Here is a 22,893-nt window from a genome sequence, read left to right as displayed (position 1 = left end):
CGCCCCGGCCATCAGGGCCATCCGGACGCGGTTGCGGCGCGGAGGTGGGCGGCGCCGGCGGCGGTGGCGGCGGTGGCGGCGGTGTCGGCGGTGGCGGCGCGGGCGGCGGCCGGGGCGGTGGCCGCTGATGCCCCGCCGCTCCCTCCCGGCCCACGCGGCGCGCCCGGCCCCTCCGGGCCCGGCCCGCCCGGAGGCGGTCCCGCCGGTGATCCGGATCCGCCGCCTCACCAAGTCCTACGGCCACGGCGACGCCACCGTGCACGCGCTGCGCGGCCCGTACGACCCGGACACCGGCGCCCCGCTGGGCGTGGACCTGGACATCGAACAGGGCGACTACGTCGCCGTGATGGGCAGCTCCGGCTCCGGCAAGTCCACGCTGATGAACATCCTCGGCTGCCTCGACGTGCCGACCGGCGGCCGCTACCTGCTGGACGGCATCGACGTCGGCCACCTGGACGAGCAGCAGCTCTCGCTGGTGCGCAACCGCAAGATCGGCTTCGTCTTCCAGTCCTTCAACCTCGTCCCCCGCACCACCGCGCTCGCCCAGGTCGAGCTGCCGCTCGCCTACGCGGGCGTCCGGGCCGGGGAGCGCCGCCGGCGGGCGCTGGCCGCGCTCTCCCTGGTCGGCCTGGCCGGACGCTCCGGGCACCGGCCCAACCAGCTCTCCGGCGGCCAGCAGCAGCGCGTCGCGGTGGCCCGGGCGCTGGTCACCGCGCCCGCGATGCTGCTCGCCGACGAGCCCACCGGCAACCTCGACAGCCGCTCCACCGAGGAGGTGCTCGCGCTGATCGACGGCCTCAACGCCACCGGCCGCACGGTCGTGCTGATCACCCACGAGGACGAGGTCGCCCGGCACGCCAAGCGGGTGCTGCGCCTGGTGGACGGCGTGATCGTCTCGGACGTCCGGCAGGCCCCGGTGGACGGGCCGCCGCCCGCCGCGGACCGGGCGGAGGTGCCCGCGTGATCCTCTGGCAGATCCTCCGCTTCGCTGTCGGCGGCCTGGCCGCCAACAAGGTGCGGTCCGCGCTCACCATGCTGGGGGTGCTGATCGGCGTCGCCTCGGTGATCCTGCTGCTGGCCGTCGGCAACGGCTCCTCGGCCGCGGTCAAGGAGTCGATCACCTCGCTCGGCACCAACGCGCTGACCGTCACCTCGGGCTCCTCCCTCGGCGGCGCGCGCTCCGCGAGCACCACCAAGAAGCTGACCGTCGCCGACGCCAAGGCGGTGGCCACCGAGGCCGACCCGCACGCCGTCCGGTCGGTGGCGCCGGTGGTGACCACCAGCGGCACCGTCCTGTACGGGGACATCGCGTACAGCCCGGGCTCGATCGTCGGCACCTACCCGGCGTACTTCGAGACCGCCAACCAGCGGATCGACCACGGCGAGTACTTCACCCAGGACGACGTGCTGGGCTCCCGCAAGGTGGCGGTGCTCGGGGCGACCACCGCGAAGCAGCTGTTCGCCGACGCCGACCCGGTCGGCAAGTCGATCACCGTCGGCGGTACCCCGCTCACCGTGGTCGGCGTGCTCAAGGCCAAGGGCGGCACCGGCTTCACCGACCCGGACGACGTGCTGATCGCGCCGCTGCCGACCGTGCAGAACGCGTTCACCGGCTTCGGCTCGGTCAACCAGATCCTGGTGCAGGCGGCCTCGGCGGACAGCACCGCGGCGGCCCAGTCGGAGATCACCCGGATCCTGCTCGGCACCCACGCGATCACCGACCCGACCAAGGCGGACTTCCGGATCAGCAGCCAGGCCTCGCTGCTCAGCGCCCGCGAGTCGACGACGAAGACCTTCACGGTGCTGCTCGGCGCGGTGGCCGCGATCTCGCTGCTGGTCGGCGGGATCGGCATCACCAACATCATGCTGGTCACCGTCACCGAACGGACCAGGGAGATCGGCATCCGCAAGGCGCTCGGCGCCCCGCGCGGCGTCATCCTCGGGCAGTTCCTCACCGAGGCCACCCTGCTGTCGGTGGTCGGCGCCGGGCTCGGCGTACTGGCCGGGATGGCCGGCTCGCACTTCCGGATCGTCGGCATCGAGCCGGTGGTGATCCCCGAGTCGGTGTTCGGCGCGTTCGGCATCGCCGTCGCCATCGGCCTGTTCTTCGGCAGCTACCCCGCCAACCGGGCCGCCTCGCTGCGCCCGATCGACGCCCTCCGCCACGAGTGACCAAGGACCGCAGACCCATGAGCGACGAGATCGATCCGCGCACCCCCGCCGAGCAGGTCGCCCTGCTCTCCACCGCGCCGGACGCCCGGGACGTCACCGCCGAGCTGGCCGCGCCCCCGCGCCGTCGGCTGCCCTGGGTGCCGCTGGTGCTGGCCGGCGCGGTGATCGCCACGGCGGCCTTCGCCGGCGGCGCCTGGTACCAGCGGGACCAGGCCCCCGACCGGGCGGCCGGCCGTTCCGGCCGCACGGCCGCCGACGGGACGCAGCAGCCGCGGGCCGGGGCGACCGGCTTCGGCGGCGGTGGCAACGGCAGCCGCCGCAACGGCCAGGGCGGCGCGGGCCAGGGCGGTGGCGCCGGCCAGGGCGGTGGCCAGGGAGGCTTCACCCGGGGCACGGTCAAGGCCGTGGACGGGACGACCGTCTACCTGACCGACGCCAACGGCAACACGATCAAGGTGACCACCGGCGACTCCACCAAGGTGCAGCTCAACAAGGAGGGCAAGGTCGGCGACCTCCAGCCCGGCCAGAGCGTCACCGTGGTCGGCACCCCGGCCGACGGCGGCTACGCCGCGACCCAGCTGGTCGAGGGCGGGGCCGGCGGTTCCGGTGGGGCCGGGTTCGGCGGCTTCGGGGGTGGCCCCGGTGGGGGCTCCAGGACGGCGTCCGGCGGCTGAGGAGCCGCCCGGACGTCCGCGCGGCCCGGCCCCGTTCCCCCGGGGGGCCGGGCCGCGCATCCCCCCGCCGACCTGCGCCGGAGCACCACTGTCGACCCGCGCCGGAGCACCGCCGCGGCCGTACGCAGACCCGCGCCGGAGCACCGCCGCGGCCGTGCGCACACCATCGAGGCCGGGCCTGTGGGTCTCTCCGTACAAAACCGCCCGATAAGGTGTTAATCCAACATTCATCGATGGCCCATAGCCTCCCCGAGCTAGCCTCAAGCTGAACGCCATCGTCCGACCGGGAGGCGAACCCCCGTGCAAGGCACTGTGTCGACACCAGGAACATCGGCGGTGAACAGCGGCGGCCAGGGGGAGGCCTACCTCCTGGTTGTCGACGACGAACCGAACATCCGCGAGCTGCTGTCCGCCTCGCTGCGCTTCTCCGGCTTCCGGGTGGCCTCCGCCGCCAGCGGCGCCGAGGCGCTCGAACTGATCGCCGCCGACCGCCCCGACCTGGTCGTCCTGGACGTGATGCTCCCCGACCTCGACGGCTTCACCGTCGTCGAGCGGCTCCGCGAGCAGACCAGCCGCGGCCTCATCTCCGGCCCCGGGCACGGCCACCCCGGCGACCACCTGCCGGTGCTCTTCCTCACCGCCAAGGACGGCGTCGGCGACAAGGTCCAGGGCCTCGCCGCGGGCGCCGACGACTACGTGACCAAGCCGTTCAGCCTGGAGGAGCTGATCGCCCGGATCCGCGCCATCCTGCGCCGCTCCGGCGGCCCGGCCGAGGACGGCCGGCTGATCGTCGCCGACCTCGTCCTCGACCCGATCGCCCACGAGGTCACCCGGGGCGGCATCGTCGTCGCGCTCTCCCCGACCGAGTTCAAGCTGCTGCACTACCTGATGGCCAACGTCGGCCGGGTGGTCTCCAAGGCGCAGATCCTCGACCACGTCTGGGCGTACGACTTCGGCGGCGACCTCTCGATCGTCGAGTCCTACATCTCCTACCTGCGCCGCAAGCTCGACTCCGGGCCCAGCCACGGGCCCAAGCTGATCCACACCGTGCGCGGCATCGGCTACGCCCTGCGCCGCCCCCCGCAGAGCTGACCGCCCGACCCCCCCGCCGCCCGGATGCCACTCCCGTTCCCCCGCCGCGCGACCGCGCGCCCCGCCGCCCGCCCGTTCGGCCGCCCGTTCGGCCGCCTGTCCGGCCGTCTGTCCGGCCGCCCGCTCAGCCGGCTGTCGCTGCGCGCCCGGCTGCTGGTGCTCGTACTCGCCCTGGTCACCACCGGGCTGGTGGTCAGCGACACCGTGGTGCTCGGCACCGTCCGGCACCAGCTGGTCCAGCGGATGGACGAGCAGCTGGAACGCTTCGGCGAGCCGCTGGCCCGCCGCGCGCCCAGCCGGCTCAGCTGGTCGGAGACCAGGCCGCAGCCCTCGGTCACCGGCAAGCGCGCCCCGCAGTACCTGGCCACGCTGCCCAGCCAGTACCTGGTCCAGTACCTGTCCGCCGACGGCAAGGTGCAGTTCGTGGTGCGCCAGCCGATGTCCGAGACCGACCCGGCGCCGCAACTGGACGGCTTCGACCCCGCCACCGTCGACCCCGACAGCCCCATCGACCTGCCCGACCAGCGCGGCCGGCGCAACTGGCGGGCGATCGTCCTGCCGGTCCAGCGGCAGACCGCGCCGGCCAGCGTCTTCGCCGCGCCCGTCGCCACCCCCGCCTTCGTGATGGTCGCCGTCTCCCGCGAGGACATCGACGGCACCGTCTCCCGGCTGCGGACGGCCTTCCTGGCGATCGGCGGCGCCGTCCTGGTGCTGATCGGCGCGCTCGGCTTCTTCGCGGTCCGCACCGGGCTGCGGCCGCTGCGCCGGATCGAGGAGGGCGCCCAGCGGATCGCCGCCGGCGAGCTCTCCCACCGGATGCCGGTGCTCCCCGCGCACACCGAGGTCGGCCGGCTCTCCGTCGCGCTGAACGGCATGCTGGCGCAGATCGAGGCCGCGTTCGCCGCCCGGGCGGAGTCCGAGAGCCGGATGCGGCGGTTCGTCGCGGACGCCTCGCACGAGCTGCGCACCCCGCTGGCCGGGATCCGCGGCTTCGCCGAGCTCTACCGGATGGGCGCCCTGCCCACCGACGCCGACGTCCGGCGCACCATGGGCCGGATCGAGAACGAGGCGGTCCGGATGGGCGCCCTGGTCGAGGACCTGCTGGTGCTCGCCCGGCTGGACGAGGAGCGCCCGCTCGACCTCGCCCCGATGGACCTGCGCACCCTCGCCGCGGACGCCCTGCACGACCTCACCGCGCTCGACCCGAGCCGACCGGTCGCCCTCACCGGCCCGGCCGGCAGCGGCCCGCCCGGCCCGGCGCCCGTCCTCGGCGACGAGGCCCGGCTCCGCCAGGTGGTCACCAACCTGGTCGGCAACGCCGTGAAGCACACCCCGCCCGGCACCCCGGTCCGGATCGGGGTGGGCGCCGAGGGCGGCCTCTGCCTGCTGGAGGTCGCCGACTCCGGCCCCGGTCTCACCGCGGACCAGGCCGCCCTGGTCTTCCACCGCTTCTACCGGGTCGACGCCTCCCGCAGCCGCCACGACCAGCGCGGCGGCGCCGGCCTGGGCCTCGCCATCGCCACCGCCCTCACCCACGCCCACGGCGGCGCCCTCACCCTCCACACCACCCCCGGCACCGGCGCCACCTTCCGCCTGGAACTCCCCCACCAGCGCTGAAACCCCGTACGGCGAGGAGGCGGTGGTGCCGGGGATCACCGGGGGGCGGCGGGGGTGACCTCCTCCTCGGCCAGGAGGCGCTGGGCGAGGAGGCCGGCCTGGAAGCGGGAGCCGGCGCCGAGGGTGGTCATGAGGTCGGCGACGCGGCGGCGGTAGGTGCGCAGGGAGACGCCGAGGAGGCGGGCGCCGGTCTCGTCGGTGTGGCCGGCGGCGAGGGCGCGCAGGGTGTCGCGGGCCTGGTCGGACAGCGGGGGCGGCGGGGCGGTGCAGTCGGCGAGGTCGGTGGCGGTCTCCCAGGTGGCGCGGAACAGCGAGCGCACGCCGTCGACGACCTCCGGCGTCCGCACCACGGTGTACGTGCGGACGCCCCGCACCGGTGCGCCGGCCAGGATCGCGGTCTGCCGGTCGATGATGATCGCCTCGCGGGTGATCGGCCCGTCGGAGATCCGGACCTCGATGCCGGAGGCGGCGATCCGCCGCAGCCGCCGGTGCGACTCGGGGTCGGCGAGCGCCCGCCGGGTGTACAGCTTGCGCATGGTCAGGCCGGGGACGAGGTGCGGCCGCTTCCCCTCGCTGAAGGCCGCGTTGACGCCCGCGGACCAGGTCATCAGATCGGTGGCGGCGACCAGGAACTCCTCGTGGGAGGCGACGAAGAGGTGCCCGGCCCGCTGAACGAGCTCGCGCTCGCCGTGCAGAGTGATGATCCGATCAGTACTCATGGCAGCAAACTGCCAGATCGGTCGGCGCCCGGGCGAGTCGGGCCGAGGCTTGGGGCCATGACGACGACTCCCGCATCCCCCGCGTCCCCGGCATCCCCCGCCTCCCCCTCCGCCGCGGCGGCCGGCACCTTCCTCCTCGGCGGCGAGCTGCCGGTGTCCCGGATGGGCTTCGGCGCGATGAAGCTGCCCTCCCGCGACTGGGACGGGCCCGCCTGCGACCCCGAGCAGAGCCTGCGGGTGCTGCGCCGGGCCGTCGAGCTGGGCGTCGACCACATCGACACCGCCTGGTTCTACTTCTTCCGGGACGTCTCCGCGAACGGCCTGATCCGCCGGGCCCTGCACCCCTACCGGGACGAGCTGGTGATCGCCACCAAGATCGGCCCCGGCCGCGACCCGGAGGGCGGGTGGCTCGACCCGGCCGACCGGGACGCGCTGCGCGCCGCCGTCCACCGCAATCTGCGCGAGCTCGGGGTGGACCACCTGGACCTCGTCTACCTGCGCCGGATGCCCAGCCAGTCCTCGATCGCCGAACCCTTCGCCGCGCTGGTCGAGCTGCGCGAGGAGGGGCTGATCCGGCACCTGGGCGTCAGCAACGTGACCGCCGACCAGCTCGCCGAGGCCGAGGCGCAGGCCCCGGTCGTGGCGGTGCAGAACAAGTTCAGCGTGCTGGACCGCACGGCGAACCAGGACCGGCTGCTGGCCGACTGCACCGAGCGGGGCATCGCCTTCGTCCCGTTCTTCCCGCTCGGCGGCACCGGGGTGCCCGACCACCCGGCCCTGCGCCGGGTCGCCGAGCGGCACGGCGCCACCCGGGCCCAGGTGATGGTGGCCTGGCTGCTGACGGTCTCGCCGTCGGTGCTCGCGATCCCGGGCACCTCCTCGCCGGCGCACCTGGAGGAGAACATCGCCGCCGCCGCGCTGCGCCTGGAGGCGGCGGATCTGGCGGAGTTGGAGAAGCTGACAGCCACTGCCTAGTAGGACTGTCTGATGACTACTGCTTCTGGTTTCCCCGTCGGCCCGCCGGGAAGGGCCTCGCCCGTACCCGAAGGTTCCCCGACTTCCAGGAGCGGTCCGGATGGCAGCGTCAGCAGCAGGGCCCGAGGCGTCCTTCCGGCGGGACCTCTCGGAGTGGCGGATCGTGCTCGTCGCCTGGCGGCTGGTGGTGCTGCAGGCCTCCCACCCGGTGGTCGCGGCCGGGATGGCCGAGCACTCCACCTACCGCGGCCACCCGTGGCGCCGGATCGAGCACACCATGGCCAGCGGGCGCCGGCTCTTCCAGGCCGACGAGGAGCAGCTCTGGCGCGAGGTCCAGCGCCTCGACCGGGCGCACCGGCGGATCCGCGGCACGGCGGACGGACGCCCGTACGACGCCCAGGACCCGGCCGGCCGCCGCTGGGTGCTGCTCACCCTCTTCGAAACCGTCGTCGCGATGCGGGAGTTGAGCGGCGAGCCGTACACGGCGGACGAACTGGAGGCGTCCTACCGGGAGTTCGCCGGGATCGCGACGGTGATCGGGCTGTCCGCGGGGGAGCTGCCCGCCACCGCCGCCGAGCTGCGCGGGCAGTTGCGGCGGACCACCGTCGAGGAGCTGGAGTTCACCGAGACGGCGCGTCACCTGCTGTACGACGTCCTGCGCGAGGCGCCCTGCCCGCGCCGGCTGCGGCTGCTCGGCCCGACGGGTTGGCGGGTGCTGAGCTCGGCCGTGGCGCGGGTGGTCGCCGAGCTGACCGTCGCCGACCTGCCGGCGGTCTACCGCGAGCGGTTCGGCCTGGTGCCGACCCGCCGGGCGCGGCTGCTCTCCGCGGCGCTGCACCGCGGCGGCCGGGCGGTGGCGACCAGGCTGCCGGACCGCCTCCGCTACCGCGCCCCCGGGGCCGGCTCGTCGAGCCGGCCCCGGCGGCCGCCGCGGCAGGACACCCGGCCGCCCCGGCTGGACCGGTTCTTCCGGGAGGTCCTGGACCAGACCGGGGACGGCCACCTCACCGCCCACGACCTCCGGGCGATGGCGCACAACGTCTGCTGGCAGCTGGAGCTCTCCGAGGAGGGCGAGGCCCGGGTGTACGCCGCCTTCGAGGCCTGGTGGGAGCAGTTGCGGGCGGGCATGGACGCCGACGGGGACGGCCGGATCAGCCGAGCGGAGTACATCGCCGCGACGCTGGCCGGCTGCGACCGCGACCCGGCGTACCTGGAGGGCGGACTGCTGCCGGCGCTGCGGGCGGTGTTCGAGGCCGCCGACACCGACGGGGACGGGCTGCTGGACTTCGCCGAGTACCGGGTGCTGTTCGACGGGCGGCGGGTGCACCCGGCGGAACTCTCGTACGGCTTCCGCCAGTTGGACACCGACGGGGACGGGGTGATCACCGGGGCGGAGTTCCTGCGCGGCTTCGTCGACTTCTTCACCGCCCGCGCCGCCTCCGCCCCGGGCACCCAACTCCTCGGCCGGGCCTGACCGCCGGCCTCAGTCGGTCCGCCCCGGGTCGGCCCGCAGGGCGGCCTCGGTCTCCTCGACCAGGGCGCGGGCGGCGGCCACGGTGGCGGTGAGCGCCGCCGGGTCGCCGCCGGGCGCGGCGAGCAGGGCGCGGGCGCGCGGACCGAAGCCGGCCGGCGCGGTGGGCAGGGTCTCGGCCACCGCCAGGGCGCCCTTCTCGTTGAGGCACCAGCGGCGGTCGGCCGCGTACAGCGCCTGCACCAGGACGCCCACGGCGCGGGCGAGGCAGAGCGCCACGTAGAGGGTGTCGCCGCGCGCCGCGCCCTTCGCGGCGCCGTCGAGCAGGAAGCCGGCCTCCCAGGTGCTGCCGGTCAGGGCCGCCCGCAGCGCCTCCGGGTACCCGGCGTACGCGGCCCGGCGCTCCGTCAGCTCCCCGGCCGGGTCGGCCAGGACCACGCCGAGCGCCAACTCGCCGACGTAGCAGGGCGACCAGAAGCCGAGCGGGTGCCCGGCCTGGACGCCCACCTCGTAGCGCCCGGCGAGGCAGTCGGCGCGGACCCGGTCGACCCGGTCGAGGTCGCGCAGGATCCAGTCGACCCGGCCGAGGCCCTCGACGGTCAGCCAGGCCCCGCCGTCGACCCAGGGGCCCCAGCCGCCCGGCCCGGCCACCTCGACGCCCGGGCCGGCGACGGCGCGCAGCGCGTCGAGGTCGAGGCCCTCGCGGTAGTAGAGGCCGAGGTCCCAGTCGGACCCGGGCGTGTGCTCGCCCCGGGCCCGGCTGCCGCCGAGCATGACACCGACCACACCCGGCACCCCGGCCAGCCGGTCGGCCATCGTTTCGATGATCGTTCGCACAGGGCGGAGTCTGGCACACCCCCGGAGGGGCGTCCTCGAACAGGCCGTGATGGCCGAACGACCGGCTGTCAATGCTACGGATCGTCCAGCTTCCGGGGCCCACCCGCCGGGCTGCCCGTGGTGGCCCGGCGGCCCGCTTCGCAGACTGTGCGCACGGCATCACCGCCGGTCAACCGCCGGTCAAGCCCCACCCCCTTGCTTTTCCCACATAAGGGTGGTGGATACTGATGCTTGTGAACGTGTTCACGTTCACAAGCGGACAAGTGCGCCCGCTCGGGCGGCGAGCCCCGGCGGCAGATCAAGTCTGTTCGGACCATGACCTCGACAGGTCGGCTGGAGAGAGGGCGACGTGGAACTGGCAATCGCTCACGAAACCATCGCGCGATGGCAATTCGGCATCACCACCGTCTACCACTTCCTCTTCGTCCCGCTCACCATCAGCCTCGCCGCGATCGTGGCGGGACTGGAGACCGCGTGGGTGCGGACCGGTAGGGAGAAGTACTTCCACGCCACCAAGTTCTGGGGGAAGCTCTTCCTGATCAACATCGCGATGGGCGTGGTCACCGGCATCGTGCAGGAGTTCCAGTTCGGCATGAACTGGTCCGACTACTCCCGCTTCGTCGGCGACGTCTTCGGCGCCCCCCTCGCGATGGAGGCGCTGATCGCCTTCTTCTTCGAATCGACCTTCATCGGCCTGTGGATCTTCGGCTGGGACAAGCTGCCGAAGAAGCTGCACTGCGCCTGCATCTGGATGGTCGCGCTCGGCACCGTGCTCTCCTCCTACTTCATCCTGGCGGCCAACTCCTGGATGCAGCACCCGGTCGGCTACGCGATCGACCCGGCCACCGGCAAGGCACGGCTCACCGACATCGTCCCGGTGCTGTTCCAGGACACCACCGTCACCGTCGTCCTGCACACCCTGACCGCGGCCTTCCTCACCGGCGCGGCGTTCATGGTCGGCATCGCCTCCTTCCACCTCTGGAAGGCCAAGCGCAAGCCGGACGCCGTCGCCCCCGAGAAGGTCGCCGTGATGCGCACCTCGCTGCGCCTGGGCCTGGTGCTCGCGGTGGTCTTCGGCCTGGGCACCGCGCTCAGCGGCGACGAGCTGGCCAAGGTCATGTTCCGCCAGCAGCCGATGAAGATGGCCGCCGCCGAGGCGCTCTGGGACACCAAGGCGCCGGCGCCGTTCTCGGTCTTCGCGATCGGCGACGTCGGCGCGGGCCGCAACTCGGTCGAGCTGGAGGTCCCCGGGGTCCTGTCCTTCCTCGCCAACAGCGACTTCAGCTCCTCCGTCCCCGGCATCAACGACACCGCCGAGGCCGAGGCCGCCAAGTACGGCGGCGAGCCCAAGGACTACATCCCGAGCATCTTCGTCACCTACTGGGGCTTCCGCCTCATGATCGGCTTCGGGATGACCTCCTTCGTGGCCGGGGTGATCGGCCTCTGGACCACCCGGAAGAAGCGTTTCCTCGCCCCGGAGTTCCGCACCGGGGACGCGGAGGTGCCGAGGCTGATGCTCACCCCGAAGCGGGAGCTGGGCCCGTTCCTCACCCGGTGGAGCTGGCGGATCGGCGTCCTCACCATGGGCTTCCCGCTGATCGCCAACAGCTTCGGCTGGATCTTCACCGAGATGGGCCGGCAGCCCTGGGCCGTCTTCGGACTGATGACCACCGCCAGTGCCGTCTCGCCCAACGTGGGCGTCGGCACCCAGATCGGCGCACTGGCCACCTTCACCACGCTGTACGCGATCCTCGCCGTCGTCGAGGTCAGGCTGCTGGTCAAGTACGCCAAGGCCGGCCCGGCCACCGAGGAGCGGCCGCCGGCGAAGGACCCGTCCCTGCGCGGCCCCGCCCCGGACGAGGACGCCGACAAGCCGCTCGCCTTCGCCTACTGAGGCCACCGAGGATCGATAGGACCGACACACCATGGAACTTCACGACGTCTGGTTCGTCCTGATCGCCGTCCTCTGGATCGGCTACTTCTTCCTGGAGGGCTTCGACTTCGGCATCGGCGTCCTCACCAAGCCGCTCGCCCGCGACACCGCCGAGCGCCGGGTGCTGATCAACACCATCGGCCCGGTCTGGGACGGCAACGAGGTCTGGCTGCTGACCGCCGCCGGCGCCACCTTCGCGGCCTTCCCGGACTGGTACGCCACCCTGTTCAGCGGCTTCTACCTCCCGCTGCTGGTGATCCTGGTCTGCCTGATCGTCCGCGGCGTGGCCTTCGAGTACCGGGCCAAGCGGCCCGAACCGCGCTGGCAGCGGAACTGGGAGGAGGCGATCTTCTGGACCTCGCTGATCCCCGCCTTCCTCTGGGGCGTCGTCTTCGCCGACCTCGTCCACGGCGTCGACATCGACGCGCGGAAGAACTACGTCGGCACGTTCTGGGACCTCCTCAACCCGTACGCGCTGCTCGGCGGCCTGGTGACGCTCAGCCTGTTCACCTTCCACGGCGCGGTGTTCGCCGCGCTCAAGACGGTCGGCGACATCCGCGAGCGGGCCCGCGCCGCCGCGCTGCGGGCCGGTCTGGCGGCGGCGGCGCTGGCGGTGGTCTTCCTGAGCTGGACCCAGGCCGACCGCGGCACCGGCTGGAGCCTCGCCGCCCTGGTGACCGCCGTGCTCGCCCTGCTCGGCGCGCTCGCGGCCAACCAGGCGGGCCGCGAGGGCTGGGCCTTCGTCCTCTCCGGGGCGACGATCGTGGCCGCGGTCGCGATGCTCTTCCTCGCGCTCTTCCCCGACGTCATGCCGTCCACCCTGAACCCGGAGTGGAGCCTGACCGTGACCAACGCGGCCTCCTCGCCGTACACGCTCAAGCTGATGACCGTGGTGGCCGCCGTGTTCACCCCGCTCGTGCTGCTCTACCAGAGCTGGACGTACTGGGTGTTCCGCAAGCGGATCGGCGTCCAGCACATCCCGGGGCACGCCGCTCCCGTTGCCCCCGCCGCTCCCGCCCCGCTCGACCAGGCCTGACGCCGTGAAGCCGGTCGACCCCCGACTCCTCGGCTACGCCCGCACCACCCGGGCCTTCCTCGCCGGATCCGTCCTGCTCGGCACGGCGAACGCGGCCCTGGTGGTCGCCCAGGCGGGCCTGATCGCCGAACTCGTGGTCCGCGGCTTCCAGCAGCGGGCCGGGCTCGACGAACTCACCGCGCCGTTGGCCCTGCTGGCGCTCACCGCGCTCGGACGCGGCCTGGTCGGCTGGCTCACCGAACTGACCGCGCACCGGTCCGTCGCCCGGGTGAAGTCCACCCTGCGGCTCCGGCTGCTCGACCACGCCACCGCGCTCGGCCCGGCCCACCCGGCGGGCCGGCGCACCGGCGAACTCACCGCGCTCGCCACCCGGGGCGTCGACGCGCTCGACGACTACTTCGCCCGCTACCTGCCGCAGCTGGCGCTCGCCGTGGTCGTCCCGGTCACCGTGCTGCTGCGGATCGCCGGCGCGGACGTCGCCTCGGCCGCGATCGTGGCCGGCACCCTGCCGCTGATCCCGCTGTTCATGGCGCTGATCGGGATGGCCACCCAGGCCCGGATGGACCGCCAGTGGGCGGGGCTGTCCCGGCTCTCCCACCACTTCCTGGACGTGGTCGCCGGACTCCCCACCCTCAAGGCGTTCAACCGGGCCCGGGCCCAGGCCGCCACCATCGCCCGGATCACCGACGACTACCGCCGCGCCACCCTGCGCACCCTGCGGATCGCCTTCGTCTCCTCCTTCGCGCTGGAACTGCTCTCCACCCTCTCGGTCGCGCTGGTCGCCGTCTCGATCGGCTTCCGGCTGGTGGACGGCACCCTCGACCTGGAGACCGGGCTGCTGATCCTGATCCTGGCCCCCGAGGTCTACTTCCCGATCCGTCAGGTCGGCGCGCTCTACCACTCCAGCGTCGAGGGCCTCACCGCCGCCGACGAGATCTTCCGGGTGCTGGAGACGCCGCTGCCCGCCTCGGGTACGGTGCCCGCGCCCGCCCTGGCCGGGGCCGTGATCGACGCCGAGGGACTCGCCGTCACCTTCCCCGGCCGGAGCACGCCCGCCCTGGACGGGGCGTCGGTGCTGCTGCACCCGGGCGGGACGGTGGCGCTCACCGGCCCGTCCGGCGCCGGCAAGTCCACCCTGCTCGCCGTCCTGCTCGGCCTCACCGCCCCGGACGCCGGCACCGTCCGGATCACCGCGGCCGACGGGCGGACGTACGACCTGGCCGAGCTGGATCCGGCGAGCTGGCGGCGGCAGATCGCCTGGGTGCCGCAGCACCCGCACCTGTTCGCCGGCACCGTCGCCGAGAACCTGCGGCTCTACCGGCCCGAGGCCACCGACGAACAGCTGTGGACGGCGCTGCGGTCCGCGCACGCCCTCGACTTCGTCACCCGGCTGGACGCCGCGCTCGGCGAGGACGGCGCCGGACTCTCCGCCGGACAGCGCCAGCGGCTCGCGCTCGCCCGGGTGCTGCTCGCCGACGACCGGCCGCTCGTCCTGCTCGACGAGCCGACCGCCAACCTGGACGGCGCCTCCGAGGCGGCAGTCGTGGACGCCGTCCGGGCACTGGCCGCCGACCCGGCGCGCACCGTGCTGCTGGTCGCCCACCGGCCGGCGCTGCTCGCCGCCGCCGACCGGCGGGTCCGGCTGGCAGGGCCGGCCGCCGTCGCTCCTGACGTGGACGTCCCGCTCCTCGCCCACAGCGGGCGCCCGACCCCCGCCGCGCCCGAGGAGGCTCCGTCGAGCTCCGAGGTGGCCAAGCCCCGGCTGGCGCTCTCCGTCCTGCTCGGCGCGCTCGCCCTCGGCTGCGCCGTCGCGCTGATGGCCACCTCCGGCTGGCTGATCTCCCGGGCCTCCGAGATGCCTCCCGTCCTCTACCTGATGATGGCCGTCACCTCGGTGCGCGCCTTCGGCATCGGCCGCAGCGTCTTCCGCTACGCCGAGCGGCTGGTCTCGCACGACGCGGTGCTGCGCACCCTCGGCACCCTGCGCGCCGCCGTCTACCGCCGGCTCACCGTGCTCGCCCCGGCCGCGCTGCCCGCCTTCCGGCGCGGCGACCTGCTCTCCCGGCTGGTCGCCGACGTCGACGCCGTCCAGGACCACTACCTGCGCTGGCGGCTCCCGGCCGCGGTGGCGGCGGTGGTGTCGCTGGCCGCCGCGGTCGCCATGGGCGCGTTCCTGCCCGCCGCCGGGCTGGTGCTCGGACTCGGTCTGCTGCTCGCCGGCCTGGTGGTGCCCGCGCTGACCGCCCGCTGGTCGGCCGGCGCCGAGCGGCGGCAGGCCCCGGCGCGCGGGCGGCTCGCCACCGCCGTGCTGGACGTGTTCGGCGGCACGGCCGAACTCACCGTGGCCGGCGCGCTGCCCGCCCGGCTGGCCGCCGTCCGCACCGCCGACGCCGCGCTGACCGGCCTGGCCGCCCGTTCGGCCGCCACCGCGGCGCTCGGCACCGGCCTGATCACCCTGCTCACCGGCCTCACGGTGACCGCCGCCGCGGCCGTCGGCCTGCGCGGCGTGTCGTCGGGGGCGCTCGCCCCGGTCTGCCTGGCCGTGGTGGTGCTCACCCCGCTGGCCGCCTTCGAGGCGGTCACCGGCATGCCGCTCGCCGTCCAGGCCCGCCGGCGCAGCCAGGCCGCCTCGGCGCGGCTCGCCGAGGTGCTGGACGCGCCCGCCGCCGTCGCCGAACCGGCCGCTGCTCAGGCACTACCAAAACAACCACTACCGATCGCCGTGCGCGGCCTGACCGCCCGCCACCCCGGGCAGACCGTGGACGCGCTGGCGGGCGTCGACCTCGACCTCACGCCCGGCCGGCGGATCGCCGTGGTCGGCCCGTCCGGCTCCGGCAAGACCACCCTCGCCCAGACCCTGCTCCGCTTCCTGGACCAGGACGCGGGCAGCGTCGTCCTCGCCGCCGGTCGTCCACAGGCTGTGGACAGCCGTGCGCTCGCCGGGGACGACGTCCGCCGGGTGATCGGCCTCTGCGCCCAGGACGCGCACGTCTTCGACAGCTCGCTCCGGGAGAACCTGCGCCTCGCCCGGCCTTCGGCGAGCGAGGACGACCTGCGCGCCGCACTCGCCGCCGCCCGCCTGCTGGACTTCACCGACACCCTCCCGGACGGCCTGGACACCATGGTCGGCGAACACGGCGCCCGCCTCTCCGGCGGCCAGCGCCAGCGGCTCGCCCTCGCCCGCGCGCTGCTCGCCGACTTCCCGGTGCTGATCCTCGACGAGCCCGCCGAACACCTCGACCTCCCCACCGCCGACGCCCTCACCACCGACCTCCTCACCGCCACCGCCGGCCGCACCACCCTCCTGATCACCCACCGCCTGGCCGGCCTGGACGACGGAACGGTGGACGAGGTCCTGGTCCTGGAGGCCGGCCGGGTGGTCGAACGCGGGCGCTGGTCGGAGCTGTTGGCCACCCCGTCCGGTCACCTCCGCGCGATGCACGAGCGCGAACGGGAGGCGCACGGCGTCCTGGTGCCCTGACCGGCTCCGCCGGTCCCTCGTGGAGTCCGATTGCACGCAGGGCGTGCGGTCCGAGATGCCAGACTGGCTGCATGCAGGACAACCCCTTCTCCCTCACCCGCGTCAGGCTCAGGCACTACCGGAGCATCGCGGAGGCCGATGTCGAACTGGGCCGTCTGCTGTTGCTGGTAGGGCCCAACGGGTCCGGCAAAAGCAACTTCCTGGATGCGCTCCGCCTGGTGGCCGAGTCGCTGCAGACCTCGCTGGACCAGGCGCTCAGGAGCCGTGGCGGGGTGGGCGAGGTCCGGAGGAGGTCGACTGGACATCCGACGCACTTCTCGATCGATCTCAACTATCGGGGGAGCGATTACGAGGGAGAGTACGGATTTGAAGTCGCTGCCGTGCGCGGCGGTGGCTTCCGGATCTCCCGTGAGTACTGCGGCGTCTGGTTCGACTCGCGAGGCCGGGACGGCAATCGACCTGCCGACGCCCGCTTCCGGGTCGAGAACGGCCGGCTCGTGGACCAGAGCGAGTCGGTGATGCCACCGGTCAGTGAGCAGCGCCTCTACCTGGTGTTCGCCGCAGGCCTTGAAGGATTCCGGCCGGTGTTCGACGGGATCGCGGGAATCAGCGTATTCAATCTGAATCCTGATGTTATGCGGCAACCGCAGACACCGGATTCCGGAGAATTTCTGCACAGGGATGGATCCAATATCGCCAGTGTCCTGCACCGTCTGTAGCGCAGTCAGGGCGGCAAGGCGGACAAGTCTCGCATCGAGGACTACCTGCAGCTGATTGTTCCTGGAATGCATGGAGTTTCCCGCTCAGAATTGGGAAACTGGGAGACATTGGAGTTCGCCCAGGAGGTGCCCGGGGCCAGGAACCCGTGGCGCTTCCAGGCGCACTCGGTGTCCGACGGTACGTTGCGGGCCTTGGGTGTTCTGGTGTCGCTATTCGCGGGAACCGGGCAGACCCTGAGCACAGTCGGGATCGAGGAGCCGGAGAGTGCGCTCCACCCGGCGGCGGCCGGAGTTCTGCTCGATGCTTTGCGAGATGCCAGCGAACGGCGTCAGGTGATCGTCACAAGCCACAGCCCGGATCTCCTGGATCGTAGCGACTTCGACCTGTCCGAGCTGCGGGCTGTCCGTTCAGTCGGGGGCGAGACGCGTATCGGCCAGTTGGACGCGGCAGGAGCGCTCGCCCTGCGCGAAGGACTCTATACACCCGGCGAGTTGTTGCGGTCGGACCAACTACTGCCGGTCTCTGTCGCAGGACCGGCGGCCAAGGCGGATCGATGAACTCTGCACCGGTCGTCGCTCCCATTGTCGAAGGGCACGGAGACGTCAAGGCCGTGCGTGAACTCGTCACCCGAATCGCGGCCGAGTTCTGTGGGGTTTGGACCGATGTCGCGCAGCCATTCCGGCTCGATTCCGGGAAGATGCGCAAGCCGGAGGAGCTGGGAAAGGCGATCCGGGTCCAAGCGGCACGGGTGACCGGGCGGGGCGGTGTGCTCGTCCTGCGGGACGGGGACGACAGCGACGTGACCTGCCCGGTCGAGCTCGCTCGTATGATCACCCCACGGCCGGAGCTGGTCGAGGTTCCGGTACAGATCGTCATCGCCAGACATGAGTACGAGTCCTGGTTCCTGGCCACTGCCACGTCGCTGGCCGGCCATCCGGCCGTGCGGGACGACGCGGCGACGCCGGCCGATCCCGAGGCACGGCGCGGTGCCAAGAGCCAGCTGGAAAGCATGATGCATGAGTCGTACAAGGAGACCTTGCACCAGGCCAGATTCTCCGCGGTCATGGACTTGCGCGCTGCTGCACAGAACAGCAGGTCGTTTCGCCGGATGGTCCATGCGGTGGAGCAGCTCATGGAGTAGGTATCAGATCACCGGACCGGCCGCCCCGGCTTGCCGGTCTGAGCACTGGGCGGGTGTCCCCGGGAAGGCTTCCGACCGACCGCCGATCACGTATCGGCGGTCGGTCGCGCCGTGTATCGGTAGAAATCCGCACAAACCACGCTCATCATCATGGACCCCACGCCAGACCTGCCCGCCTTCGCCGCCTCGGGGCCGGAGCCCGACCAGGCTCCGCACCGTGTGCCCGAGATCTCGTCGCTCGGGCTGGACACGCTGGTCACCGAGGTGGGTAGAACAGCAGGCACGGTCCGGCGCACTTCGTCTGCGCCGGACCGTGGTTGTGCCCGAGGTCAGACGAGGCCGAAGTCGAACTCGCCCTGTGCGACGGCCTTGATGAAGGCGGCGTGGCCCTCGGCGGTCAGTGCCAGGGCGGGCCCGCCGGGGTCCTTCGAGTCACGGACGAACGACCCCGGCGCGTCGGGGAAGGCGAACTCGACGCAGTTGTCGCGTTCGTTGCTCCGGCTGGACTTCCTCCAAGTCACGGGCAGGGAGGATGCGTTGGTGATGGTCATGTGAGTTCGTCCCTCTTTCCGATGATGAAATCGAGGGAGTCGTCCACGTTCAGGGCCGCAGCCATGATCTCGTGGAAGCCCCCTCGGTAGATATCCACCTCCGTCGGATCCTCGACCCAACTGCTGCGGACCGTAGCGCCGGTCAGCACGACGTCGAGGGCGCGTTGTGGAAACTCAAGGAGCGTGAACGCCCCGTTGAGCCCAGGGTTCGGGCGGGTGTTCGCCGGCATGACCTGGATCTGGATGTTCGGGAGCCGGCTCATCTTGGCCAGGCGGTTCAGCTGCTCACGCATGACGCCCTCGCCGGCGTTTATCGCCAGGGCGGCTTCGTGGACGACCGCGCAGAGCTTCACCGGGTTCTCCCGGGTGAGGACGCGCTGCCGTGCGATTCGCACGTCGACCATCGCCTCGACGCCTGTGGGCACGGCAGAGAGCCTGGAGATGATCGCGGCTGCGTAGTCCGGAGTCTGGAGAAGGCCGGGAACGAAGCCCAGCTCGAATGCCTTCACCTCCACGGCCTGCGATTCCATCGAGATCAGGTCGGTGTAGATCGGATTGATGGTGTCGCTGTAGCCCTTCCACCAACCGCGTTGGTCCTTCTGCCCCGCGATCTTCAGCAGAACCGTCCGCAGCCCCTCGTCGCACCCGTAGAGGTCGAGCAGGGCCTCGACGATCTCGGGCTTGGCGCCGGATCTGGCGTTCTCGTACCGGCTGAGCTTGGGCAGGTTGAGGATGCCCGGGAACTTGCTGACGACCTGTTCGGCCGACAGCCCCTTCGCTTCGCGCAGGCGTCGAAGATCTGCGGCGAGTCGACGCTGACGGACTGTCGGCACGCGTGGCTCGGCTGTAGCCATGATGATCGCCCCTCCTGAGTGTCGCTGGACCAGTGTGCCCGCCCCGTGAGCCTGCTCGCCACCATTCGCTCATGCTTCAACTGGCCGAAATCAGGTTCGAATTGAATGTTTTCATTTCCTTCTTCGTATGGCTTGCGCTGATGGGTGAGGAGGCGACATCCTGTGAGTGCCGGGCTGCGAAGAGCTAGCTGGATGGCTTCGCTGGCCCGTGTCCGTCGTGCTCTGCATGCACCTGTGAACCAGCAATTGGCCGTCGGGCGGCAGTTCGCTGCCGCCCGACGATCACCTGCGACCACTGCGGTCGCTCCCCTGGAAGCACCCTCATGCCGTCTGATCGGCCGCGGGAGGAACTGCCATGTGCGAGACCAGCTTCAATCTTTCGGCCGTGCCCGAGAGCGTCGGCGTCGCCCGGCGTCGGCTCCGGGATGTCCTGCGCATAGCTGGAGTCGGCCTGCCGGAGGACAGGGCGGACAGCGCCGAGTTGCTCGTCTCCGAGCTGGTCACCAACGCGCTGCGGCACGCGGTGGGCGAGATCGGGGTCGAGGTGGCGATCGGCGTGGCCGTGCTGCGGGTGTCGGTCAGGGACCGGAGCGACCGGGCGCCGCAGCTCCGTACGGCGGGCGACCTGGATACCGGTGGACGTGGGCTCGCGCTGGTCGAGGCGCTGGCCTCCCGGTACGGCTGGGGGCCGGCCGAGGGCGGCGGCAAGGTCGTCTGGTTCGAACTGCCGCTTGCCGGCCCGACCGCGACCGGCCCGGCGGGTGCCACGGTGGCTACCGCCGGGGTCGCCCTGTGGATGGTCGCCCTGGGCGCGCACACGCTGCTGCGGGCAGCGGGCCGTCGTCCGCAGTTGCGCGATCCGGTGGTTGCGGCGTGAGCGCCGTCTCGGTCCGCCGCCGACCCACGGGCTTCGGCGGTTGGTCGGCGGCGGCGCGCCGGATGCGCGCCGCCGCCGTCCGGCACTCGGTTCGGGCCCATGTCCGCCGGGAGGACCGCCGATTCGATCGGATCCCCGTCCAGGGGGCGAAGGGCAGGGCATGGACCGGCTGTTGTCCCTCGCCAGCTTCACCTTGCTGTTCCTCGGCGGTCTCGGCTGGGACCAGGGCGACCAGGAGCCCGACCGTCTGTGGTGGGTACGTGTGAGCTCCCGCCGAACGGTCGAGATCTGGCGACGCGGGCGCCTCGGCGTGCACGTCGTGATCAGCGATCGGAACTGGCCCAACCACCGAACTGGCCACCCAGTTGGCCGAACTGATCCTGCATGGGTGAGAAGAAGGCCGCCCAGGTCGCCCGTGCGGAGCCCCCTTTCCCCACGCACCGACACCCAACCCCGGCGTGGTGGCCGGACCCCTCACTCAAGGAGCGTGAGCATGTAGTCGCAGGCTTTCGGAGACACCCGCATCCTCCACAACCCGCCCGTTCGCCGCATCGGCTGTGTCGTGGTGCTCACGGACATGGAGGGCCGGGTTCTGCTCCTCGACCCGGTCTACAAGGACGGGCTGATTCTCCCCGGCGGCAGCGCCGAGGCGAACGAGCCGCCCCACAAGGCGGCTATCCGGCACCTCCACGCCGAGACCGGCCTTACCCGCCACATCACCCACACCCTCACTGTCGACTGGGTCCCGGCCGACCGGTACCCCGAGGGTCTGAACATCATCTTCGACGGCGGGCTCATTGCCGAGCGGGACAAGCCGTACATCACGGTGCCCCCCGTCGAAGTAAGCGGCCTTCGCGGGCACCGATGGGCCGCCATGAACGAGCTGCACAGCCTCATGCAGCCGGACCAGGCCCGGCGGGTCGAGGCCGCGCTGAACTCCAAGCTCTCCCAGCGGTCCAGCCCGGTCCTGGTCGGCGGGCGACCCGTTCGCTGACCCCGATACTCCCCACCGAAGGAACAGTGCAGATGAGCAACCCCTGACTTCGACGACGACGCCGCGTTGGACTTCGCCGCCAACCTCGGAGCCGTCGCCAATCTCGCCCGGGACGACAGCGCCGACCCCGTGCTGCGAAGCATGGCGCAGTCCGCCGCGGAGAACGTGCGCTACGACCAGCACGGGCAGGTCTCGCCGGACTGACCCCTACAGCTCCCGTCCCGGCGGTCGGAAAGCGGCGGTCCGTCGGGACGGGGTTCCACTAGGCAGCAACCAGGGCGGGCACCCCGGCCGTCACTGGCACAGCCAACTGACAACCCACACAGGAGGATTGACCATGGCTTGGGGAACGGGCAAGGGCGGAAGCAGCGGGGGCGGATCGGGCTCCAACGACGGCGGCCAGGGTAAGCACGGGGGCAAGAAGGACCCGAGCGACTCCAAGACGACCGCCGACCACCAGAGCGGCAAGGTCGACAACAAGCACAAGAAGGACGAGAAGTAGTTGACCGTTGAGCACGAGACGGGGCAGGCCGCCACGCGCGGCCTGCTCCGGGCTGTCGCGGAGTACCTCGGCCACGATGTGGCCCCCGAGTGGGAAGCCGCTGCCTACGCAGTCCCCCGGCACCGCTTCATGCCGGAACTGATCTGGGACGCGGACACACTCAAGCCGATCAGCAGGACCACCGACCCCGCCGACTGGTGGGCTTCCGCGTACGCGGAAGCCCCAGTGGTCACCCAGATCAACGACGGCCGGGAGACCGACGACGACCCGGTCCCCACGTCGTCACTGTCCGATCCGGGGATCGTCTTCCGCATGCTCGACATGCTCGACCTTCGGGACGGGATGCGGGTGCTGGAGATCGGCACCGGACCGGGTTGGAACGCGGCTCTGCTGTCGCACCGTCTCGGATCGGACCTGGTCACCAGCATCGAAGTCGACCCCGACGTGACCGCAAGGGCCCGAACCACCCTGCACGACCTCGGCTTGTCCCCTGTGGTGGTGTGCGGTGACGGTAGCCGTGGATGGGGCCCGGGTTCCCCGTACGATCGCGTGATCGCAACTTGCGCGGTCCGGTCCGTGCCGCCGGACCTGGTCGCACAGACCGCACCCGGCGGCCTGGTCCTGCTGCCGTGGGACAGCCCGTGGGTGGGGTGGGGCCTGTTGCTGCTGACGGTCGGCAAGGACGGCAGCGCGTCCGGGTGGTTCAGCCCGCACAGCGCGTTCATGCTCAATCGGAAGCACCGATCCGGGGTGCGCCTCTACCGGGACGTGGTCCGCGATGAGCACGTTCCCGACGAGTCACACACTGACCTGCCCGCGTTCGAGATCGCGGAGGATCGGGGGGATCTCGCGTTCACCATCGGCATGCGCCTCGGCGACGTCTGGCAGGCATGGGACAACGATCCCGACGTGGACGGCGTCGCTCGCCGGCTCTGGCTCGCTACCACGGACGCGAAGTCGTGGGCGGCCGTGGACTGGGCGGGGGACGGCGCTACCGGGTTCACGGTCTGGCAGCACGGCCCCCGGCGCCTGTGGGACGAGGCGGCCGGGGCGCATGCCTGGTGGCTCGACAACGACGAACCCGGACCCGACCGCTTCGGGCTGACCGTGGCCCCCGACGGGTCGCACAGCTACTGGCTCGACCTTCCGGGGAAGGCCGTACGAGTCCCGCACCCCCGATAGCGTGAGACCGGGGCGCGAGCGTCGCTGAACCTCGTACAACGGCAATGGGTCGTTTGTCTGACTTT

Annotated in this window: 22 protein-coding genes; 18 read left to right on the top strand and 4 right to left on the bottom strand. The window is 72.3% G+C overall.

Features of this window, described 5'->3' with window-relative positions:
- The first annotated feature begins 127 nt into the window (after positions 1-127).
- From ACFP3U_RS31185 to ACFP3U_RS31165, 5 genes are all read left to right on the top strand, one after another.
- On the top strand, positions 128-964 hold the full coding sequence (locus ACFP3U_RS31185; protein ID WP_380229090.1) for an ABC transporter ATP-binding protein: 837 nt from the start codon (positions 128-130) through the stop codon (positions 962-964).
- The gene (locus ACFP3U_RS31180; RefSeq protein ID WP_380229089.1) at positions 961-2,172 is read left to right on the top strand and encodes an ABC transporter permease; all 1,212 of its coding nucleotides are present in this window, start codon (positions 961-963) and stop codon (positions 2,170-2,172) included. The genes ACFP3U_RS31185 and ACFP3U_RS31180 overlap by 4 nt, the downstream gene beginning before the upstream one ends.
- Before the next feature lie 17 nt (positions 2,173-2,189).
- A complete protein-coding gene (locus ACFP3U_RS31175; RefSeq protein WP_380229088.1) occupies positions 2,190-2,846 on the top strand; it encodes a hypothetical protein in 657 nt (218 codons plus the stop codon).
- Between the two features lie 336 nt (positions 2,847-3,182).
- Positions 3,183-3,938 (top strand): response regulator transcription factor, encoded by a 756-nt coding sequence (locus ACFP3U_RS31170; protein ID WP_380229087.1) that lies wholly within the window; start codon positions 3,183-3,185, stop codon positions 3,936-3,938.
- A gap of 24 nt (positions 3,939-3,962) precedes the next feature.
- Positions 3,963-5,555, top strand: coding sequence for a sensor histidine kinase (locus tag ACFP3U_RS31165; RefSeq protein WP_380229086.1), 1,593 nt, complete (start codon positions 3,963-3,965; stop codon positions 5,553-5,555).
- A 35-nt stretch (positions 5,556-5,590) separates the two neighbouring features.
- Here the strand turns inward: ACFP3U_RS31165 and ACFP3U_RS31160 are convergent, their stop codons facing one another.
- Positions 5,591-6,274 (bottom strand): DNA-binding response regulator, encoded by a 684-nt coding sequence (locus ACFP3U_RS31160; protein ID WP_380229085.1) that lies wholly within the window; start codon positions 6,272-6,274, stop codon positions 5,591-5,593.
- Positions 6,275-6,331: 57 nt separating this feature from the next.
- Here ACFP3U_RS31160 and ACFP3U_RS31155 point away from each other — a divergent pair, with 57 nt between their 5' ends.
- Both ACFP3U_RS31155 and ACFP3U_RS31150 read left to right on the top strand, forming a co-directional pair.
- A complete protein-coding gene (locus ACFP3U_RS31155; RefSeq protein ID WP_380229084.1) occupies positions 6,332-7,249 on the top strand; it encodes an oxidoreductase in 918 nt (305 codons plus the stop codon).
- Positions 7,250-7,349: 100 nt separating this feature from the next.
- Entirely contained in the window at positions 7,350-8,723 is a 1,374-nt protein-coding gene (locus ACFP3U_RS31150; protein WP_380229083.1) for an oxygenase MpaB family protein, read from the top strand.
- Between the two features lie 9 nt (positions 8,724-8,732).
- On the opposite strand, the gene ACFP3U_RS31145 is transcribed toward ACFP3U_RS31150, so the two are convergent.
- Complete coding sequence (locus ACFP3U_RS31145) at positions 8,733-9,557, bottom strand: nucleotidyltransferase domain-containing protein (protein WP_380229082.1); 825 nt, start codon at positions 9,555-9,557, stop codon at positions 8,733-8,735.
- Between the two features lie 349 nt (positions 9,558-9,906).
- Between ACFP3U_RS31145 and ACFP3U_RS31140 the strand changes: the two genes are divergently transcribed.
- The 6 genes from ACFP3U_RS31140 to ACFP3U_RS31115 all read left to right on the top strand — a co-directional run bounded on the left by ACFP3U_RS31140 (position 9,907) and on the right by ACFP3U_RS31115 (position 17,868).
- Entirely contained in the window at positions 9,907-11,451 is a 1,545-nt protein-coding gene (locus tag ACFP3U_RS31140; protein ID WP_380229081.1) for a cytochrome ubiquinol oxidase subunit I, read from the top strand.
- A 31-nt stretch (positions 11,452-11,482) separates the two neighbouring features.
- On the top strand, positions 11,483-12,526 hold the full coding sequence (gene cydB / locus ACFP3U_RS31135; protein WP_380229080.1) for a cytochrome d ubiquinol oxidase subunit II: 1,044 nt from the start codon (positions 11,483-11,485) through the stop codon (positions 12,524-12,526).
- Between the two features lie 4 nt (positions 12,527-12,530).
- Positions 12,531-16,007 carry a thiol reductant ABC exporter subunit CydD gene (cydD, locus tag ACFP3U_RS31130; protein WP_380229079.1) on the top strand — a complete coding sequence of 1,159 codons (3,477 nt, stop codon included), beginning with the start codon at positions 12,531-12,533 and terminating at the stop codon, positions 16,005-16,007.
- A gap of 71 nt (positions 16,008-16,078) precedes the next feature.
- Positions 16,079-16,726, top strand: a complete 648-nt coding sequence (locus ACFP3U_RS31125) for an AAA family ATPase (protein ID WP_380229078.1) — start codon at positions 16,079-16,081, stop codon at positions 16,724-16,726.
- Between the two features lie 108 nt (positions 16,727-16,834).
- Positions 16,835-17,284: an AAA family ATPase gene (locus tag ACFP3U_RS31120; protein WP_380229077.1), complete on the top strand. Its 450-nt coding sequence runs from the start codon at positions 16,835-16,837 to the stop codon at positions 17,282-17,284.
- Positions 17,281-17,868, top strand: coding sequence for a DUF4276 family protein (locus ACFP3U_RS31115; RefSeq protein WP_380229076.1), 588 nt, complete (start codon positions 17,281-17,283; stop codon positions 17,866-17,868). Before ACFP3U_RS31120 ends, ACFP3U_RS31115 begins: the two co-directional genes overlap by 4 nt.
- Positions 17,869-18,197: 329 nt before the next feature.
- Here the strand turns inward: ACFP3U_RS31115 and ACFP3U_RS31110 are convergent, their stop codons facing one another.
- Positions 18,198-18,419, bottom strand: a complete 222-nt coding sequence (locus tag ACFP3U_RS31110) for a DUF397 domain-containing protein (protein WP_380229075.1) — start codon at positions 18,417-18,419, stop codon at positions 18,198-18,200.
- A complete protein-coding gene (locus ACFP3U_RS31105) occupies positions 18,416-19,273 on the bottom strand; it encodes a helix-turn-helix domain-containing protein (protein WP_380229074.1) in 858 nt (285 codons plus the stop codon). The genes ACFP3U_RS31110 and ACFP3U_RS31105 overlap by 4 nt, the downstream gene beginning before the upstream one ends.
- 355 nt (positions 19,274-19,628) lie before the next feature.
- Here ACFP3U_RS31105 and ACFP3U_RS31100 point away from each other — a divergent pair, with 355 nt between their 5' ends.
- The 5 genes from ACFP3U_RS31100 (at position 19,629) to ACFP3U_RS31080 (ending at position 22,828) form a co-directional block, all read left to right on the top strand.
- Positions 19,629-20,150: an ATP-binding protein gene (locus tag ACFP3U_RS31100; RefSeq protein ID WP_380229073.1), complete on the top strand. Its 522-nt coding sequence runs from the start codon at positions 19,629-19,631 to the stop codon at positions 20,148-20,150.
- Between the two features lie 523 nt (positions 20,151-20,673).
- Positions 20,674-21,144, top strand: coding sequence for an NUDIX domain-containing protein (locus tag ACFP3U_RS31095; protein ID WP_380229091.1), 471 nt, complete (start codon positions 20,674-20,676; stop codon positions 21,142-21,144).
- Positions 21,145-21,210: 66 nt separating this feature from the next.
- Positions 21,211-21,348 (top strand): hypothetical protein, encoded by a 138-nt coding sequence (locus ACFP3U_RS31090; protein ID WP_380229072.1) that lies wholly within the window; start codon positions 21,211-21,213, stop codon positions 21,346-21,348.
- 133 nt (positions 21,349-21,481) lie between these two features.
- Entirely contained in the window at positions 21,482-21,646 is a 165-nt protein-coding gene (locus tag ACFP3U_RS31085) for a hypothetical protein (protein ID WP_380229071.1), read from the top strand.
- Positions 21,647-22,828 (top strand): methyltransferase domain-containing protein, encoded by a 1,182-nt coding sequence (locus ACFP3U_RS31080; protein ID WP_380229070.1) that lies wholly within the window; start codon positions 21,647-21,649, stop codon positions 22,826-22,828.
- The last annotated feature ends 65 nt before the right edge of the window (positions 22,829-22,893 follow it).

Source organism: Kitasatospora misakiensis (assembly GCF_042656005.1).
Classification (GTDB): Bacteria; Actinomycetota; Actinomycetes; order Streptomycetales; family Streptomycetaceae; genus Kitasatospora; species Kitasatospora misakiensis.
Note: the sequence above shows the minus strand (reverse complement) of the source record. Positions and strands in the feature narration are given on the sequence as shown.